Source organism: Streptomyces sp. NPDC001231 (genome assembly GCF_042896885.1).
Lineage (GTDB): Bacteria > Actinomycetota > Actinomycetes > Streptomycetales > Streptomycetaceae > Streptomyces.
In genome coordinates this window covers 187233-203227 of the sequence record NZ_JBIAXS010000002.1, presented here as the reverse complement: position 1 = coordinate 203227, position 15995 = coordinate 187233, and the positions used below count along the sequence as shown (strand labels likewise).

The window sequence follows — 15995 nt, the reverse complement described above, 5'->3', positions numbered from 1 at the left end:
CGGAGAGTCCGGGGGCCCGGGGGCTCCCGGGGCCCGGGGGCTCCGCTCCAGCGAGACGGGTGGGGGAAGTGGGATCAGCGGGAGCGAAAGGCGCGGTACTTGGCGACCAGGGTCGTCGTGGAGGGGTCCAGCCCCTCCACTTCCGCGCCCTCCGTCAGAGCCGGCTCCACGCGCTTCGCGAGGACCTTGCCCAGCTCGACTCCCCACTGGTCGAAGGAGTCGATGTTCCAGACGGCGCCCTGTACGAACACCTTGTGTTCGTACAGGGCGATCAGCTGCCCCAGCACCGACGGAGTCAACTCGCGCGCGAGGATCGTGGTCGTGGGGTGGTTCCCGCGGAACGTCTTGTGCGGCACCAGTTCCGCCGGCGCCCCTTCCGCCCGTACCTCCTCCGGCGTCTTGCCGAAGGCCAGCGCCTGGGTCTGCGCGAAGAAGTTGGCCATCAGCAGATCGTGCTGCGCCCGGAGTTCATCGCTCAGCTCGGCCACCGGCTCGGCGAAGCCGATGAAGTCCGCCGGGATCAGCTTCGTACCCTGGTGGATCAACTGGTAGTACGCGTGCTGCCCGTTCGTGCCCGGCGTCCCCCACACCACCGGCCCGGTCTGCCACTCCACGGGCTCTCCGTCCCGCTGCACCGACTTCCCGTTGGACTCCATGTCCAGCTGCTGCAGATACGCGGTGAACTTGGACAGATAGTGCGAGTACGGCAGCACCGCATGCGACTGCGCGTCGTGGAAGTTGCCGTACCAGATCCCCAACAGCCCTAGCAGCAGGGGCACGTTGGACTCGGCCGGCGCGGTCCTGAAGTGCTCGTCGACGAGCCGGAAGCCGTCCAGCATCTCCCGGAACCGGTCCGGCCCGATCGCGATCATCAGGGACAGGCCGATCGCGGAGTCGTACGAGTACCGGCCCCCGACCCAGTCCCAGAACTCGAACATATTCTCGACGTCGATGCCGAACTCGGACACCTTCTCCGTGTTCGTGGACAGCGCCACGAAGTGCCGGGCGACCGCCTCCGGGCCGGCCTTCAGCTCTCCCAGCAGCCAGTTGCGCGCCGACGTCGCGTTGGTGATCGTCTCGATCGTGGTGAACGTCTTGGACGCGATGACGAACAGCGTCTCCGCCGCGTCCAGATCCCGCACGGCCTCATGCAGATCCGCGCCGTCGACGTTCGAGACGAACCGCACCGTCAGAGCGCGGTCGGTGTAGGCCCGCAGGGCCTCGTACGCCATCGCGGGGCCCAGGTCGGAGCCGCCGATGCCGACGTTGACCACATTGCGGATCCGCTTGCCGGTGTGCCCCGTCCACTCCCCCGACCGCACCCGGTGCGCGAAGTCGCTCATCTTGTCGAGGACCGCGTGCACCCCCGGCACGACGTTCTCCCCGTCGACCTCGATCACCGCGTCCCGCTGCGAGCGCAGCGCCGTGTGCAGCACGGCCCGGTCCTCGGTGACGTTGATCTTCGCACCGCGGAACATGGCGTCCCGCAGCCCGAACACGTCCGTCGCGGCGGCCAGCTCCCGCAGCAGCCGCAGGGTCTCGTCGGTGACGAGGTGCTTGGAGTAGTCGACGTACAGATCACCGACCTGGAGGGCGTACGCCTCGCCGCGCTCCGGGTGGGCCGCGAACAGATCCCGTAGACCGGTGTCGGCGAACTCCTCACGGTGCTTGGCCAGAGCGGTCCACTCGGGCCTCTGGTTGAGCCTGGTACGGGCGTCTGCGTTCATTCGGACCTCAGCCTTCTTTCCTAGCTGTCCTGCGTCCTTGCCCCGCTGCCGGTCCAACCTAGTTGATCAGCGGGTGACATGAGTCGTCGTCACGCCGTCGTCCGGCGTAACAACGAGTACGTCGGCACGGCGCGCGGGTATCAGCGCGGCCACGGAAAGAGCGAAGAACGCGGCCGTGAGCAGCGCCGGCCAGTTCGGCCCCCACATGGCCGCGACGGCCCCGCCGAGCACCGCGCCCAGCGGCGCCCCAGCCACCGCGAGGGTGCGGAAGGCCGCGCTGACCCGGCCCAGCATCCCGGCAGGGCTGCGCTGCTGCATCAGTGTCGTCGTGTTGACGTTCCACACCATGCCCATCAGCCCGAACACGGCCAGCGCGGCCACCGCGACGGCCAGGCTGGGCACCAGCCCCAGGACCACCAGCGCGGCGATCTGCACCCCGCCGGCCAGCACCACGGCCCGCATCCGCCCGAGCCGGGCCACGATCCACCGGTTGACCGCTCCCCCGGCCAGGCTGCCGAGCGTGTACGCCGTCAGCGCCGCCGCGTATCCCTTGGTGCCCGCGCCCAGCCAGCCGGTCACGACGACCACCAGGGTGGCGATGAGCGCGCCCATCCCGACGTTGCACAGAGCGGTGGCTGCGCACAGCCCGCGCAGGGCCCTGTCCCGCCCGAGGGCGCGCAGCCCCTCGGCTATCTCCCGCCGCAGCGTGCTGCCCGCCGGTCTCGGACGGCGCTCGGGCGCCGGGACCCGCAGGGAGGCCACGAGAGCGGCGGCCATCAGGAAGGTGGCGGCATCGGCCGCGAAGGGCGCGGCGGCCCCCGCGGCGAACAGCAGGGGCACGACCGGGCCGCCCAGCAGCCCGCCCGCGAGGCGCTGCCCGGTCATCAGACGGGCATTGGCGCTGCCCAGCGCCTCGTACTCCACCAGGGCGGGCAACAGGGCCGTGGCAGCGTTGTCGAAGAGTGTCTGGAGCGTGGTCAGCGCGAAGGCCAGGGCGATCAGCAGGCCGATCGAGGCATGTCCGAGGGCCACCGCCAGGGCGAAGCCGCCGACAAGGAGGCCCCGTACCGTGTCCGCCGCCCACATCGCGCGCCGCTGGTCCACACGGTCCGCGACGGCGCCGCCGAGCAGCCCGAAGACGATCCAGGGGAGATAGCCGCAGGCCGTGACGGAGGCGATGAGCAGCGGGTCGTCGGTCAGGGACAGGGCGAGCAGCGGCAGCGCGGCCGTACGCAGCGCGTCGCCGAAGCTGGACAGCACGGCGGCACTCCACAGCCGTCCGAATCCGCCGCGCCACGCCGGCGCACCCGCGTCGACGGCTTCGCGCCCGGCCTCGACCCCCGTCATGGCTTCCCCTCCGCATCACGATTCACCGATACGCAAACCGTAGAGGGCACCACTGACAATCGGTCCGCGGCGGCCGGTCCGCCCGGATACGCAACAGGTCCGGCCTCGCGCCCGAAAGCGGCCGACCGGACCTCAAGTCCTAGATCTCGCCCCGCAGTTTGGCGAGCGCCTCGGCGAGGATCGCCTCACCGTCCGCGTCGCTGCGCCGCTCCCGCACATAGGCCAGGTGCGTCTTGTAGGGCTCGGTCCGCGGCGGGGCCGGCGGGTTGTCCTGGTCCTGACCGGCCGGGAAGCCGCAGCGCGGGCAGTCCCAGGTGTCGGGAACCTGCGCGTCGCTGGCGAAGCTCGGCTGGGTCTCGTGTCCGTTGGAGCACCAGAAGGAGATGCGCAGACGCGGCGCGGACTCGCCACGCTCGGCCTCGCCCATCGGCCCCGCCCCGACCCGGCTTCCTCGGATCGCGTTGCCACTTGCCACGGTCGTAACTCCCTGCGTGATGGTGCCGCGAAACGGGTCGGCCTCCGCTCCGCCGCGAGCGCCTCAGTCTACGTAAGGCCCAACGCGCGTCCAGTGATGGGAGTTACCGCTCCCACACAGACGCAAGCCCCATGATAGGCCGCGCTCAGGAACGCGTACCGACCATGGGGCCTTACGTACGGAATGTGCGGTCCCGACCGGCGGGCAGCCGCTCGTCAGCTGCTCGTCTTCATCAGGATGCCGAGCACGATGATGCAGGCGAGCCACAGCAGGCCGATGACCACGGTGATGCGGTCGAGGTTGCGCTCGGCGACCGAGGAGCCGCCGACGGAGGACTGCATACCGCCACCGAACATGTCGGAGAGGCCGCCGCCCTTCCCCTTGTGCATCAGCACCAGCAGCATCAGCAGCAGGCTGAAGACGATCAGGGCGATCGAGAACCCCAAAACCACGGCTGGACCAACTTCCTCGGATTCGGATGGACGACGGGGTGCAGCAGGTCATGCCTACCATGCCCCCGCAAGGGTACGACGGATCGCCGCCCGCGCATACTCACAGCCCGGCCCGCCGCTCACGGCGGGCCCGGCTCAGTGCCCGCGACGGACCCGGCTCACTGCTCGCCGAAGCGCACGATCTTGACGAACTCGTCCGTGTCCAGCGAGGCACCGCCGACCAGGGCGCCGTCGATGTCCTCCTGCGCCATGATCTCGGCGACGTTGCCCGACTTCACCGAGCCGCCGTACTGGATGCGCACCTGATCGGCGACCTCCTGCGAGTACAGCTCGGCGAGCTTGCCGCGGATGGCGCCGCAGACCTCCTGGGCCTCCGCCGCGCCGCAGACCTTGCCGGTGCCGATGGCCCAGACGGGCTCGTAGGCGATCACGATCGACTCGGCCTGCTCGGCCGGGAGGTCCTTCAGACCCCCCTCGACCTGGGCGAGCGTGTGCGTGACGTGGTTGCCCGCGTCGCGGACGTCCAGTTCCTCGCCGACACACAGGATCGGGGTCAGGCCGTGCTTGTAGGCGGCCTTGACCTTGGCGTTCACCAGTTCGTCGGTCTCGTTGTGGTACTGCCGGCGCTCGGAGTGGCCGATCACCACATAGGTGCACTTCAGCTTGGCCAGCATCGGACCGGAGATCTCGCCGGTGTACGCGCCGGAGTCGTGCGCCGAGACGTCCTGGGCGCCGTACTTGATCTTGAGCTTGTCGCCGTCGACCAGCGTCTGCACGGAGCGCAGGTCGGTGAAGGGCGGCAGGACGGCGACCTCGACGGCCTCGTAGTCCTTGTCGGCAAGGGCGAAGGCGAGCTTCTGGACGTGCGCGATGGCCTCGAGGTGGTTGAGGTTCATCTTCCAGTTGCCCGCCATCAGCGGCGTGCGCGTGCTCATACGGTTTCAGTCCTCCAGTGCGGCGAGGCCGGGGAGCGTCTTGCCCTCGAGGTATTCGAGGGAGGCGCCGCCGCCGGTCGAGATGTGGCCGAATGCCGACTCGTCGAAGCCCAGCGTACGGACCGCCGCGGCGGAGTCGCCGCCGCCCACGACGGTGAAGCCGTCCGAGTCGACCAGGGCCTGGGCGACCGCCTTGGTGCCCTCGGCGAAGTCGGGGTGCTCGAAGACGCCCATCGGGCCGTTCCAGAAGACGGTGGCGGCGTCGGCGAGCTTCGCGGCGTACAGCTTGCGGGACTCCGGGCCGATGTCCAGGCCCTGCTGGCCGGCCGGCATGGCGTCCGCGGCGACGGCGGCGGGGTGGACCGGGGCCTTGGCCTTCAGGTCCGGGAACTCGGGCGAGACCAGCGTGTCCACGGGCAGGACCAGCTCGACGCCGGTCTTCTCGGCTCGCTCGATGTACTCCTTGACGGCGGGGAGCTGGTCCTCCTGAAGGAGGGACGTGCCGATCTCGTGGCCCTGGGCCTTGAGGAAGGTGTACGCCATGCCGCCGCCGATGAGCAGCCGGTCGGCCCTGCCGAGCAACTCGTCGATGACGGCGAGCTTGTCGGAGACCTTGGCGCCGCCGAGCGCGACGACGTAGGGACGCCGGACGTCCTCGGTGAGCTTCTTCAGGACACCGACCTCGGTGGCGATGAGGTAGCCGGCGTAGTGCGGGAGGCGGGCCGGCAGGTCGTAGACGGAGGCGTGCTTGCGGTGCACGGCGCCGAATCCGTCGCCGACGTAGACGTCCGCGAGGGCGGCGAGCCGGTCGGCGAACTCGCCGCGCTCGGCGTCGTCCTTGGACGTCTCGCCGGGGTTGAACCGCAGGTTCTCGATGACCGCGACCTGGCCGGGCTGAAGGCCGTCCACGGCGGCGTGGGCGGCCGGGCCGACGGTGTCCTGGGCGAACGCCACGGGGGCGCCCAGGAGTTCACCGAGCCGCTCGGCGGCGGGCAGCAGCGAGAAGGCCGGGTCCGGGGCGCCCTTGGGGCGGCCCAGGTGGGAGGCGACGACCACCTTGGCGCCGGCCTCGGCGAGGGCCTTGACGGTGGGCAGGACGGCGCGGATGCGGCCGTCGTCGGTGATGACACCGTCGGCCAGCGGCACGTTGAGGTCGGCGCGGACGAAGACCCGCTTGCCGTCCACGCCTTCGGAGAGAAGTTCGTCGATCGTCTTCATTGAGTGGGACTCCTGAGGAGGGGGCTCTTGATCGTACGAGGGCTGATCGATCCGCACGTGGGCGGGTTGTGGTCGTTCGGCCCGCTGTACGTGCGTCAGGGCCCGGACTGCGCGTTGCGCCGCCCGAGCCCTGATCTCACATCGAGGTGCCTGCCCTGCCGGTCAGAGCTGGTTGCCGACGAAGACCGTGAGGTCGACGAGGCGGTTGGAGTAGCCCCACTCATTGTCGTACCAGCCGATGATCTTCACGTTCTTGCCGTCCTGAACCATGGTCAGGGAGGAGTCGAACGTGCAGGACGCCGGGGCGTTGACGATGTCCGAGGAGACGATCGGGTCCTCGGTGTAGTCCAGCAGGCCCTTCAGCTCGCCCTCGGCGGCCTTCTGGAAGGCGGCGTTGACCTCTTCCTTGGTGACCTCGCGGGAGAGTTCGACGACGAGGTCGGTGACCGAGCCGGTGGGAACCGGGACGCGCATGGCGATGCCGTCCAGCTTGCCCTTGAGCTGCGGCAGCACCAGGGCGGTGGCCTTGGCGGCGCCGGTGGTGGTCGGGATGATGTTCTCGGCGGCGGCACGGGCGCGGCGCAGGTCCTTGTGCGGGAAGTCCAGGATGCGCTGGTCGTTCGTGTACGCGTGCACGGTGGTCATCAGGCCCTTGACGATGCCGAAGTTCTCGTCGAGGACCTTCGCCATCGGCGCCACGCAGTTGGTGGTGCAGGAGGCGTTCGAGATGACGTGGTGGTTGGCCGGGTCGTACTTGTCCTGGTTGACGCCCATCACGATGGTGACGTCTTCGTTCTTCGCCGGGGCGGAGATGATGACCTTCTTGGCGCCGCCGGCGATGTGCTTCTCGGCGTCTTCCTTCTTGGTGAAGATGCCGGTGGACTCGATGACGATGTCGACGCCGAGTTCACCCCAGGGGATGTCGGCGGGGTTGCGCTCGGACAGCACCTTGATGGTGTGGCCGTCGACGGTGATGGTGTCGGCGGTGTGGGAGACCTCCTGCTTGAGGCGGCCCAGAATGGTGTCGTACTTCAGCAGGTGAGCGGTGGTCGCGGTGTCACCCAGGTCATTGACAGCCACGATCTCGATGTCTGCACCCTGCTCCAGCAGCGCGCGGAAGTAGTTACGACCGATGCGGCCAAAGCCGTTGATGCCTACGCGGATCGTCACGAACCGATCTCCTCGTTGGTACGCCGGTTTCGACGCCGGCGAGCTGTATTGGGATGTCCCCGACCACCCACGACCCTACCCCTCCAAGGCCTCCGAAGTGACATCCGGACGCGTCCTGGACAGCACGGCTTCGACAAAGGCTCGAACCCCTCGCGCAGGCTGCCGGGATCACCCGATTTCGCTATGGATTGCCCATACCAATTGACCGTGTTGGTCACTCGTTCGTGAGCACCTCGGCTCACTTGAGAAATGCCATGATTTCCAGCCAATCCGGACTTCCGACAAACCCGTCAATTCCCCCACAGGGCCGTCGCGGCGGCGGACCGTCCACACCGCCCCGGCCACACCCCGGCCGACCCTCCCCGTGGCGACCGGAGCAGCCTGTCAAGCACCATCGCCGACCCGTGTCGCCCGACCCGGACCGATCACTGTCGGTAGTTGCATATCAACCGACCGGCCGCCATCGGCCAACCAGCCGGTGCTGGTTGGCCGATGGCGGCCGGTCGGGGTGCGGTGAGGGTCGATGTGAGGCGACACGCCGGTGGTGGCCTGCGAGGGGCGGGTGGTGCCGGCCGACCCGTGACAGGAGGGCGCGGCCGACCGGAGGCGACAGGGCGGTCGGGAACGATCGGGACGTGATCCGGTCGGAGGATGGGGCCGGGCCGGTCGGCCGGCCCGTGGCGGTCAGCCCGCGAGGTTGTCCGCCAGTTCGTCGGCGAGGTTCGCCTCGGTGCCGGGGATGCCGAGGTCGGAGGCCCGCTTGTCGGCCATGGCCAGCAGGCGGCGGATGCGGCCGGCGACCGCGTCCTTGGTCAGCGGGGGGTCGGCGAGGGCGCCCAGCTCCTCCAGGGAGGCCTGCTTGTGCTCCATGCGCAGGCGTCCCGCGGCGGCGAGGTGCTCGGGGACGTCGTCGGCGAGGATCTCCAGGGCGCGGGCCACCCGCGCGCCGGCCGCGACGGCCGCGCGCGCCGAGCGGCGCAGGTTGGCGTCGTCGAAGTTGGCGAGGCGGTTGGCCGTGGCGCGCACCTCGCGGCGCATCCGCCGCTCCTCCCAGGCCAGCACGGACTCGTGGGCGCCCAGACGGGTCAGCAGGGCGCCGATCGCGTCGCCGTCACGGACCACCACCCGGTCCACGCCCCGCACCTCCCGGGCCTTCGCGGCGATGGACAGCCGGCGCGCGGCACCGACCAGCGCGAGGGCCGCCTCCGGGCCCGGGCAGGTCACCTCCAGGGAGGAGGAGCGGCCCGGCTCGGTGAGCGAGCCATGGGCCAGGAAGGCACCGCGCCAGGCCGCCTCGGCGTCGCAGGTGGCCCCCGAGACCACCTGCGGCGGCAGGCCGCGGATCGGCCGGCCCCGACCGTCGACCAGACCGGTCTGGCGGGCCAGCTGGTCACCGCCCGCGACGACGCGCACGACGTAGCGCGAGCCGCGGCGCAGCCCGCCCGGCGCCATCACGATCAGCTCGGAGCTGTGACCGAAGATCTCCAGGATGTCCCGCTTCAGGCGCCGTGCCGCCATGGCTGTGTCCAGCTCCGCCTCGATCACGATCCGCCCGCTGACCAGGTGGAGGCCGCCGGCGAACCGCAGAAGGGCGGAGACCTCCGCCTTCCTGCAGCAGGTCCGGGTGACGGGGAGCCGGGAGATCTCGTCCTTCACCGCTGCCGTCATCGCCATGGGCCGATCCTTCCATGCATCCGAAAAATACGGTCGTACGCGGCGGCCAGCAGCTCCGGGTCGTGCCGCGGAGTTCCGTCCCTCCGGGCCACCGGCGCGAGCTCGACCGCGGCGCCGAACCGCTCGGCGGCCTCGGTCAGCACTTCGCGGTCGGGCACGGCGGCCTCGTCGGCCAGCACCACGTCCAGGGCGAGTTTAGGGGCGTGTCGTCCCAAAACCTCCAAATGACGCTGCGGTGAGAAGCCCTCGGTTTCTCCCGGCTGCGGCGCGAGGTTCAGGGACAGCACCCGGCGTGCCCTGGTCTCGGTGAGCGCGTCCAGAAGCTCGGGCACCAGCAGGTGCGGGATGACCGAGGAGAACCAGGAGCCGGGTCCGAGCACCACCCAGTCCGCGTCCAGGACCGCGTCGACGGCCTCGGGCACGGCGGGCGGGTCGTTCGGCACCAGGTGCACGGACTGCACCTCGCCCGAGGTGAGCGCGACGGTGGCCTGGCCGCGCACGGTGTCGACGTCCTCGGGCCGCTCCGGGTCGTGTCCCTTGACCAGAGCCTGGAGCTCCAGGGGCACGGCGGACATGGGCAGCACGCGCCCGTGCGCCCCCAGCAGCTTGCCCACCAGGTCCAGCGCCTGGACATGGTCGCCGAGCTGTTCCCACAGGGCGACGATCAGCAGGTTGCCCACCGCGTGGTCGTGCAGGTCGCCCTGGGAGGTGAAGCGGTGCTGGATCACTCGGGCCCAGGTCTGGCCCCAGTCGTCGTCGCCGCACAGCGCGGCCAGCGCCTTGCGCAGGTCCCCGGGCGGCAGCACGCCCAGCTCGTCGCGCAGGCGCCCGCTGGAGCCCCCGTCGTCGGCCACGGTGACGACGGCCGTGAGGTCGCCGGTGATCCGGCGCAGTGCGGCGAGCGAGGCGGACAGGCCCATGCCGCCGCCCAGGGCGACCACCTTGGGCTGAGCGCCGCGGCGGCGCGCCCGGCCGCCCCGGGCCTCGGCCGGGCGCCCCGCGCGCGCCGCGATCGCCTGCCGTGCCGAACGCCCCTCCGGCACCACCCGGCGCAGCCTGCTCAGCCGCGGAGTACGTCCGCTCACTCGCGCCCCATGTCCCGGTGGACGACGACGGTCTCCACGCCCTCGGCCGCGAGCCGCGCGGCGAGCTTCTCCGACATGGCCACCGAGCGGTGCTTGCCGCCCGTGCAGCCGATCGCGATGGTCACGTACCGCTTGCCCTCGCGCCGGTAGCCGGCCGAGATGAGCCGCAGCAGCTCGGCATAGCGGTCGAGGAACTCCTTGGCGCCGGGCTGGTTGAAGACGTACGCGGCGACCTCGTCGTTCAGGCCGGTGTACGGGCGCAGTTCGGGGACCCAGTGCGGGTTGGGCAGGAACCGCATGTCGGCGACCAGGTCGGCGTCGACCGGCAGGCCGTACTTGAAGCCGAACGACATCACGGTGGCCCGCAGTTCGGGCTCCTCCTCGCCGGCGAACTGGGCGTCCATCTTGGCGCGCAGTTCGTGCACGTTGAGGCTGGAGGTGTCGATCACCAGGTCGGCGTCGCCGCGCAGCTCGCGCAGCAGCTCACGCTCGGCTGCGATGCCGTCGACGATGCGGCCGTCGCCCTGGAGCGGGTGGGGCCGGCGCACCGACTCGAAGCGGCGCACCAGGGCCTCGTCCGAGGACTCCAGGAAAACGATCCGCCGGGTGACGTTCTTGGCCTCCAGGCCGGCCAGGGACTCGCGCAGGTTGTCGAAGAAGCGGCGGCCGCGGACGTCGACGACGACCGCGATGCGTGCCACGTTGCCCTGCGAGCGGGCACCGAGTTCCACCATGGTGGGGATCAGCGCCGGCGGCAGGTTGTCGACGACGAACCAGCCGAGGTCCTCCAGACATTTGGCGGCCGTGGACCGGCCTGCCCCGGACATGCCGGAGATGATCACCAGCTCGGGAATGGCCGCGTCGGGGACGCCGGCCGTGTCGATGCCCGTACTCACCTGTGCTCCGTTTTCCTTGGACGCGCGCTCGTGCTGTTCCTCGCGCGGTCCCTCGTGGGACTGATCTCGCTCGGCGCTTCGCCGTGCGTCGTGCTCGGTCATGTCTCCTGCCCCCGTCGGTCGTCCGGAACGCCCGTGGACACGGGCGTCTCCGCGTCATCCGCCGTCGTCGCCGGTGGCGCTTCTTCCACGTCTTCCATGATCTCTCCAGTCGCCGTGTTGACGGCGGGTGCGGCCGGGGCCGCCTGGGCGAGTGCCGCGGCGATGGTCTCGGCCGTCTTGCGGCCTATACCGGGTACCCCGCAGATCTGGTCGATTGTCGCGGACCGCAGCCGCTTCACCGAGCCGAAATGCTTGATCAGCGCCTGTTTGCGTGTCTCGCCGAGGCCGGGCACGTCGTCCAGGGGCCCGGCCCGGAAGCGCTTGGCCCGTCTGGTGCGCTGATAGGTGATGGCGAACCGGTGGGCCTCGTCACGCACACGTTGCAGCAGGTACAGGCCCTCGCTGCTGCGGGGCAGGACCACCGGGTCGTCGTCGCCGGGCAGCCAGACCTCCTCCAGGCGCTTGGCCAGTCCGCACACGGCGATGTCGTCGATGCCGAGTTCGTCCAGGGCCCGCTGGGCGGCCGCGACCTGGGGCTGCCCGCCGTCGACGACGACGAGCTGGGGCGGGTAGGCGAAGCGCTTGGGACGGCCGTCGTCCTCGGTGAGGGCACCGACGGGGCCGCCGGGTGAGCCGTCGAGCGAGCCGTCGAGGGAGCCGCCGGGTGAGCCGTTCACGGGGACGTCCTCACCGTCGGCCCACTCGCCGGTCTTCTCCTTCTCCGCGAGGTAGCGCCGGAAGCGGCGGGTGATCACCTCGTGCATGGAGCGGACGTCGTCCTGGCCCTCGCCGTGCCAGAGCTGCGTGTCTCCGGCACGACCCTTGATCTGGAAGCGGCGGTACTCGCTCTTGCGCTGGAGGCCGTCCTCGAAGACGACCATGGAGGCCACCACGTCGTCGCCCTGGAGGTGGGAGATGTCGTAGCACTCGATCCTGAGGGGGGCGCTGTCCAGGTCGAGGGCCTCGGCGATCTCCTCCAGGGCACGCGAGCGCGTGGTGAGGTCGGAGGCGCGCTTGGTCTTGTGCAGGACGAGCCCCTGCTGGGCGTTGCGCTGCACGGTCTCCATGAGGGCCTTCTTGTCGCCGCGCTGCGGGATGCGCAGCGAGACGTTCGACCCGCGGCGCTCGGCGAGCCACTCCTGGACCGGTTCGACCGGGTCGGGCAGGGCCGGGACAAGGACCTCCTTGGGCACGGCGTCCCCGCTCTCCTCGCCGTACAGCTGCTGCAGGGCGTGCTCGACGAGGGCGCCGGTGGTGACGTCCTCCACCTTGTCGGTCACCCAGCCGCGCTGGCCGCGCACCCGTCCGCCGCGCACGTGGAAGATCTGCACCGCGGCCTCCAGCTCGTCCTCGGCGACGGCGATGAGGTCGGCGTCGGTCGCGTCGGCGAGCACGACCGCGTTCTTCTCCATGGCCTTCTTCAGGGCCTCGATGTCGTCGCGCAGGCGGGCGGCCCGCTCGTACTCCATCTCCTCGGCCGCCTCCGTCATCTGCTTCTCCAGGCGGCGCAGATACGTGCCGGTGCGGCCGGCCATGAAGTCGCTGAAGTCCTCGGCCAGTTCGCGGTGCTCCTCGGCGGAGACACGGCCGACGCAGGGCGCGGAGCACTTGCCGATGTAACCCAGCAGGCAGGGACGGCCGGTGCGGGCGGCGTTCTTGAAGACACCGGCCGAGCAGGTGCGCACCGGGAAGACGCGCAGCAGCAGGTCGACTGTGTCGCGGATGGCCCACGCGTGCCCGTACGGCCCGAAGTAGCGCACGCCCTTCTTCTTGTGGCCGCGCATCACCTGCACGCGAGGGAACTCCTCGTTCATCGTCACCGCGAGGTACGGGTAGCTCTTGTCGTCGCGGTACTTGACGTTGAACCGGGGGTCGTACTCCTTGATCCAGGAGTACTCCAGCTGCAGCGCCTCGACCTCCGTGGACACCACCGTCCACTCCACGGACGCGGCCGTGGTGACCATGCTGCGGGTGCGCGGGTGAAGGTTCGCGAGGTCCTGGAAGTAGTTCGCCAGGCGCTGGCGCAGGCTCTTGGCCTTCCCGACGTAGATGACCCGGCGGTACTCGTCACGGAACCGGTAGACCCCGGGGGAGTCCGGGACGTCTCCCGGCTTGGGGCGGTAGCTGGAGGGGTCGGCCATGACTCAACCCTACTGTCGAGCACCGACACCGCGGCGGCCCTCCACGACCCGGGCCGCGGCGCGCCCCGGCCGGGGCCGCTTCCTTGGCCAGGAGCGCACTCCTGTCGGGTCTCAGGTGTTGTCGGGACTTGGTCAACACGCTTCAATGCGTTGGAACTCGGGGCCGTGAACGACGGCGTACGGATGTGAAGAACCCTGCCTTCGCGCGGGGCGGCCCCGACGACCCGCGTGAAGGGTCCGCCGAGCCGCCCGCACCTTCACAGAAAGGCCCGCGCATGCCGCACGCCCCACAGCAGGCGGACGTCGCCACCGCGGAACTGGACACGGCCTTGCGAGGCGGCCCCTTCCACGTGGCGCTGCGCGCCGCGATCGCCGCTCGTGGACTGCCGTTGCAGCGCGTGCAGCACCATCTGACGCGCTACGGGGTGAAGGTCGGCGTCACCAGCCTCAGCTACTGGCAGCAGGGCGCCCGGCGCCCGCAGCGCCCGGAGTCGCTGCGGGCCGTACGGGCCCTTGAGGAGATCCTGCGGTTGCCGGACGAGTCGCTGATCCGGCTGCTGGCCGACGCCGACGAGCACGCGGCCGGCGGGCGGACCGCCGTCCGCTCGTACCGCTCCCTGGTCCGGGCCTCGGACGTGCTGCGCGGGCTGCTGGCGGAGCTCGACTTCCCGCCCGGCGGCGGGCTGCACGTGCTCGGGCACCACGAGCGGGTGCTGATCGGGGCGCGGCGCGAACTCGCGGGCCGCGAGTCCGAGCACATCGTGCGCGCCCACCGGGACGGCGTGGACCGTTTCGTGGCCGTCCATCACGGCGATCCGGGCTGCGCGCCGGAGCGGATGACCGTGCGGGCCCTGGAGAACTGCCGTACCGGGCGGATACGCCGGCACCACGACACCGGGGTGCTGGTGGCCGAGCTGCTCTTCGACACCCGGCTGCGGGCCGGCGACACGTTCCTGTTCCGGCACGGCGTGGAGGACGGAACGGCCGGGACGACGCGCGAGTACGTCCGGGAGTTCTCCTCCGCCGGCGGCCAGTACGCCCTTCAGGTCCGGTTCGACGCCGGCACCCTGCCGGTGCGCTGCCACCGGTTCACTCAGGCTTCGGCGGCGGCTCCGCGCAGCGGCCGCCGGGAGCTGCCGGTGAGCGAGCGGCACCGTTCGGTGCACCTCGTGGAGCCGCGCGTGCGGTCGGGAACCGTGGGGGTCGGCTGGGACTGGGAGTGAGCGGGCCGGACCGGCGGCGGACGTCAGGCGCCGGGGCCGGCGACGAGCCTGCCGCCCTCGGCGCGCACGGGCAGTTCGGGCAGCGGCGCGCTTGCCGGGGAACGCACCACCTCGCCGGTCGTGGCGTCGAACTCGCTGCCGTGGCAGGGGCAGATCAGCTTCGTCCCCTGGAGCTTGTTGATCGGGCACTGCGCGTGCGTGCAGATCGTGCTGAACGCCTTGAGGGTGCCGTCCGCGTCCCGGCTGACCACCACGTTGTGGTCCCGGTACAGCTTGGCGCCGCCCTCGGGGACCTCGCTCTCGGCGCCGAGGTCGACCGGCGCGGTGGGCGTGGCGGGGGTCGTGACGCCGCCGCCGATCGGTCCGCAGGCGGTGAGCCCGAGCGCGACGGCGGGGGTGAGGGCCGCTCCCCGCAGGATCGTGCGGCGGCTCGCGGAGGGGCGGCCGGACATGAAGGCCTCCACTGGTCAAGGGGCTGGACAACGCCGACGATACCCACCGGGCCCGGACCGGACGGGGGCGGGTCGGACGGACGCGGACGACCCGGGCCGGCGTTTTACCTCCGGCGCGCAATGGGATAGCTTCCCGGCCCGAGCTGTCCGAGAGAGGAACCGACTCGTGATCGTCGTCGCCGGTGAGGCCCTGATCGACCTGGTACCGCGGGGAAGGGGCGCCCTCGCGGACCTCAGACCGGCGCTCGGCGGCGGCCCGTACAACACGGCCGTCGCGCTGGGCCGCCTCGGCTCGCCCACGGCGTTCTGCTCCCGCACGTCGTACGACGCCTTCGGCGAGGCTCTGCTCGACGGGCTGCGGGGGGCCGGGGTGGACGTGTCCGGTGTGCAGCGCGGCGCCGAGCCGACGACGCTGGCGGTCGCCACGGTCGGCATCGACGGCTCCGCCGCGTACTCGTTCTACGTCGACGGCACCGCCGACCGTCTGTTCACGGCCCCCGCCGCCCTTCCCGCCGGAACCCGCGCGGTGTCCTTCGGCACCTGTTCGCTGGTGCTGGAGCCGGGCGCGAGCGCCTACGAGGAGCTGATGCGGACGGCGTCCGCGCAGGGTGTGTTCACCGCGCTGGACCCGAACGTCCGGCCCGGACTGATCGCGGACGCGGACGCCTACCGGGCGCGTTTCGCGAGCTGGCTGCCCTCGGTGTCGCTGCTGAAGCTCTCCGAGGAGGACGCGGGGTGGCTGGGCGGCACTCCGCGCGAGTGGCTGGCCGCCGGGCCCGGGGCGGTGGTGATCACCCACGGCGGCGACGGGCTCACCGCGTACACCCGGGACGGCGCGGAGCACTCCGTTCCGGGCGAGAAGGTCGACGTCGTCGACACCATCGGCGCGGGCGACACCGTGAACGCGGCCCTGCTGCACGGACTGGCCGTGCAGGACGCCCTCTCCCCCGAGGGCCTCGCGGGCCTCGGGGCCTCGGGCTGGAGCCGGCTGCTGCGGTTCGCGGCCCGCGCGGCGGCGATCACCTGCTCGCGCGCGGGAGCGGAGCCGCCGTACGCGGCGGAGGTCGGCGCGCCGTAGGCCTCCGGTGCGAGCAGCGC

General features: G+C 71.2%; 14 protein-coding genes. 2 read left to right on the top strand and 12 right to left on the bottom strand.

What is annotated here, in order from left to right; all coding sequences use genetic code 11:
* Positions 1–74 precede the first annotated feature (74 nt).
* The 11 genes from pgi to uvrC all read right to left on the bottom strand — a co-directional run bounded on the left by pgi (position 75) and on the right by uvrC (position 13222).
* Positions 75–1727, bottom strand: coding sequence for a glucose-6-phosphate isomerase (gene pgi, locus ACFY3J_RS03655; protein ID WP_390840121.1), 1653 nt, complete (start codon positions 1725–1727; stop codon positions 75–77).
* Between the two features lie 66 nt (positions 1728–1793).
* Positions 1794–3074 carry an MFS transporter gene (locus tag ACFY3J_RS03650; RefSeq protein WP_384183018.1) on the bottom strand — a complete coding sequence of 427 codons (1281 nt, stop codon included), beginning with the start codon at positions 3072–3074 and terminating at the stop codon, positions 1794–1796.
* A 139-nt stretch (positions 3075–3213) separates the two neighbouring features.
* The gene (locus ACFY3J_RS03645) at positions 3214–3549 is read right to left on the bottom strand and encodes an RNA polymerase-binding protein RbpA (protein WP_073952427.1); all 336 of its coding nucleotides are present in this window, start codon (positions 3547–3549) and stop codon (positions 3214–3216) included.
* A 215-nt stretch (positions 3550–3764) separates the two neighbouring features.
* Positions 3765–4001, bottom strand: coding sequence for a preprotein translocase subunit SecG (gene secG / locus ACFY3J_RS03640; RefSeq protein WP_100569504.1), 237 nt, complete (start codon positions 3999–4001; stop codon positions 3765–3767).
* Between the two features lie 158 nt (positions 4002–4159).
* Positions 4160–4936, bottom strand: a complete 777-nt coding sequence (tpiA, locus tag ACFY3J_RS03635; protein ID WP_384183022.1) for a triose-phosphate isomerase — start codon at positions 4934–4936, stop codon at positions 4160–4162.
* Positions 4937–4942: 6 nt separating this feature from the next.
* Positions 4943–6154, bottom strand: a complete 1212-nt coding sequence (locus ACFY3J_RS03630) for a phosphoglycerate kinase (RefSeq protein WP_384183024.1) — start codon at positions 6152–6154, stop codon at positions 4943–4945.
* 162 nt (positions 6155–6316) lie between these two features.
* On the bottom strand, positions 6317–7324 hold the full coding sequence (gap, locus tag ACFY3J_RS03625) for a type I glyceraldehyde-3-phosphate dehydrogenase (protein ID WP_225074154.1): 1008 nt from the start codon (positions 7322–7324) through the stop codon (positions 6317–6319).
* A gap of 684 nt (positions 7325–8008) precedes the next feature.
* On the bottom strand, positions 8009–8998 hold the full coding sequence (whiA, locus tag ACFY3J_RS03620) for a DNA-binding protein WhiA (protein WP_141362000.1): 990 nt from the start codon (positions 8996–8998) through the stop codon (positions 8009–8011).
* On the bottom strand, positions 8989–10083 hold the full coding sequence (yvcK, locus tag ACFY3J_RS03615) for a uridine diphosphate-N-acetylglucosamine-binding protein YvcK (protein WP_384180497.1): 1095 nt from the start codon (positions 10081–10083) through the stop codon (positions 8989–8991). The genes whiA and yvcK overlap by 10 nt, the downstream gene beginning before the upstream one ends.
* Entirely contained in the window at positions 10080–11081 is a 1002-nt protein-coding gene (gene rapZ, locus ACFY3J_RS03610) for an RNase adapter RapZ (RefSeq protein WP_384180495.1), read from the bottom strand. Before rapZ ends, yvcK begins: the two co-directional genes overlap by 4 nt.
* Positions 11078–13222 carry an excinuclease ABC subunit UvrC gene (gene uvrC, locus ACFY3J_RS03605; protein WP_390840118.1) on the bottom strand — a complete coding sequence of 715 codons (2145 nt, stop codon included), beginning with the start codon at positions 13220–13222 and terminating at the stop codon, positions 11078–11080. The genes rapZ and uvrC overlap by 4 nt, the downstream gene beginning before the upstream one ends.
* Positions 13223–13497: 275 nt before the next feature.
* Here uvrC and ACFY3J_RS03600 point away from each other — a divergent pair, with 275 nt between their 5' ends.
* A complete protein-coding gene (locus ACFY3J_RS03600; RefSeq protein ID WP_384180491.1) occupies positions 13498–14445 on the top strand; it encodes a hypothetical protein in 948 nt (315 codons plus the stop codon).
* 23 nt (positions 14446–14468) lie between these two features.
* On the opposite strand, the gene ACFY3J_RS03595 is transcribed toward ACFY3J_RS03600, so the two are convergent.
* Positions 14469–14897, bottom strand: a complete 429-nt coding sequence (locus ACFY3J_RS03595) for a Rieske 2Fe-2S domain-containing protein (RefSeq protein ID WP_384180489.1) — start codon at positions 14895–14897, stop codon at positions 14469–14471.
* 166 nt (positions 14898–15063) lie between these two features.
* Here ACFY3J_RS03595 and ACFY3J_RS03590 point away from each other — a divergent pair, with 166 nt between their 5' ends.
* On the top strand, positions 15064–15975 hold the full coding sequence (locus tag ACFY3J_RS03590) for a carbohydrate kinase (RefSeq protein ID WP_390840117.1): 912 nt from the start codon (positions 15064–15066) through the stop codon (positions 15973–15975).
* The last annotated feature ends 20 nt before the right edge of the window (positions 15976–15995 follow it).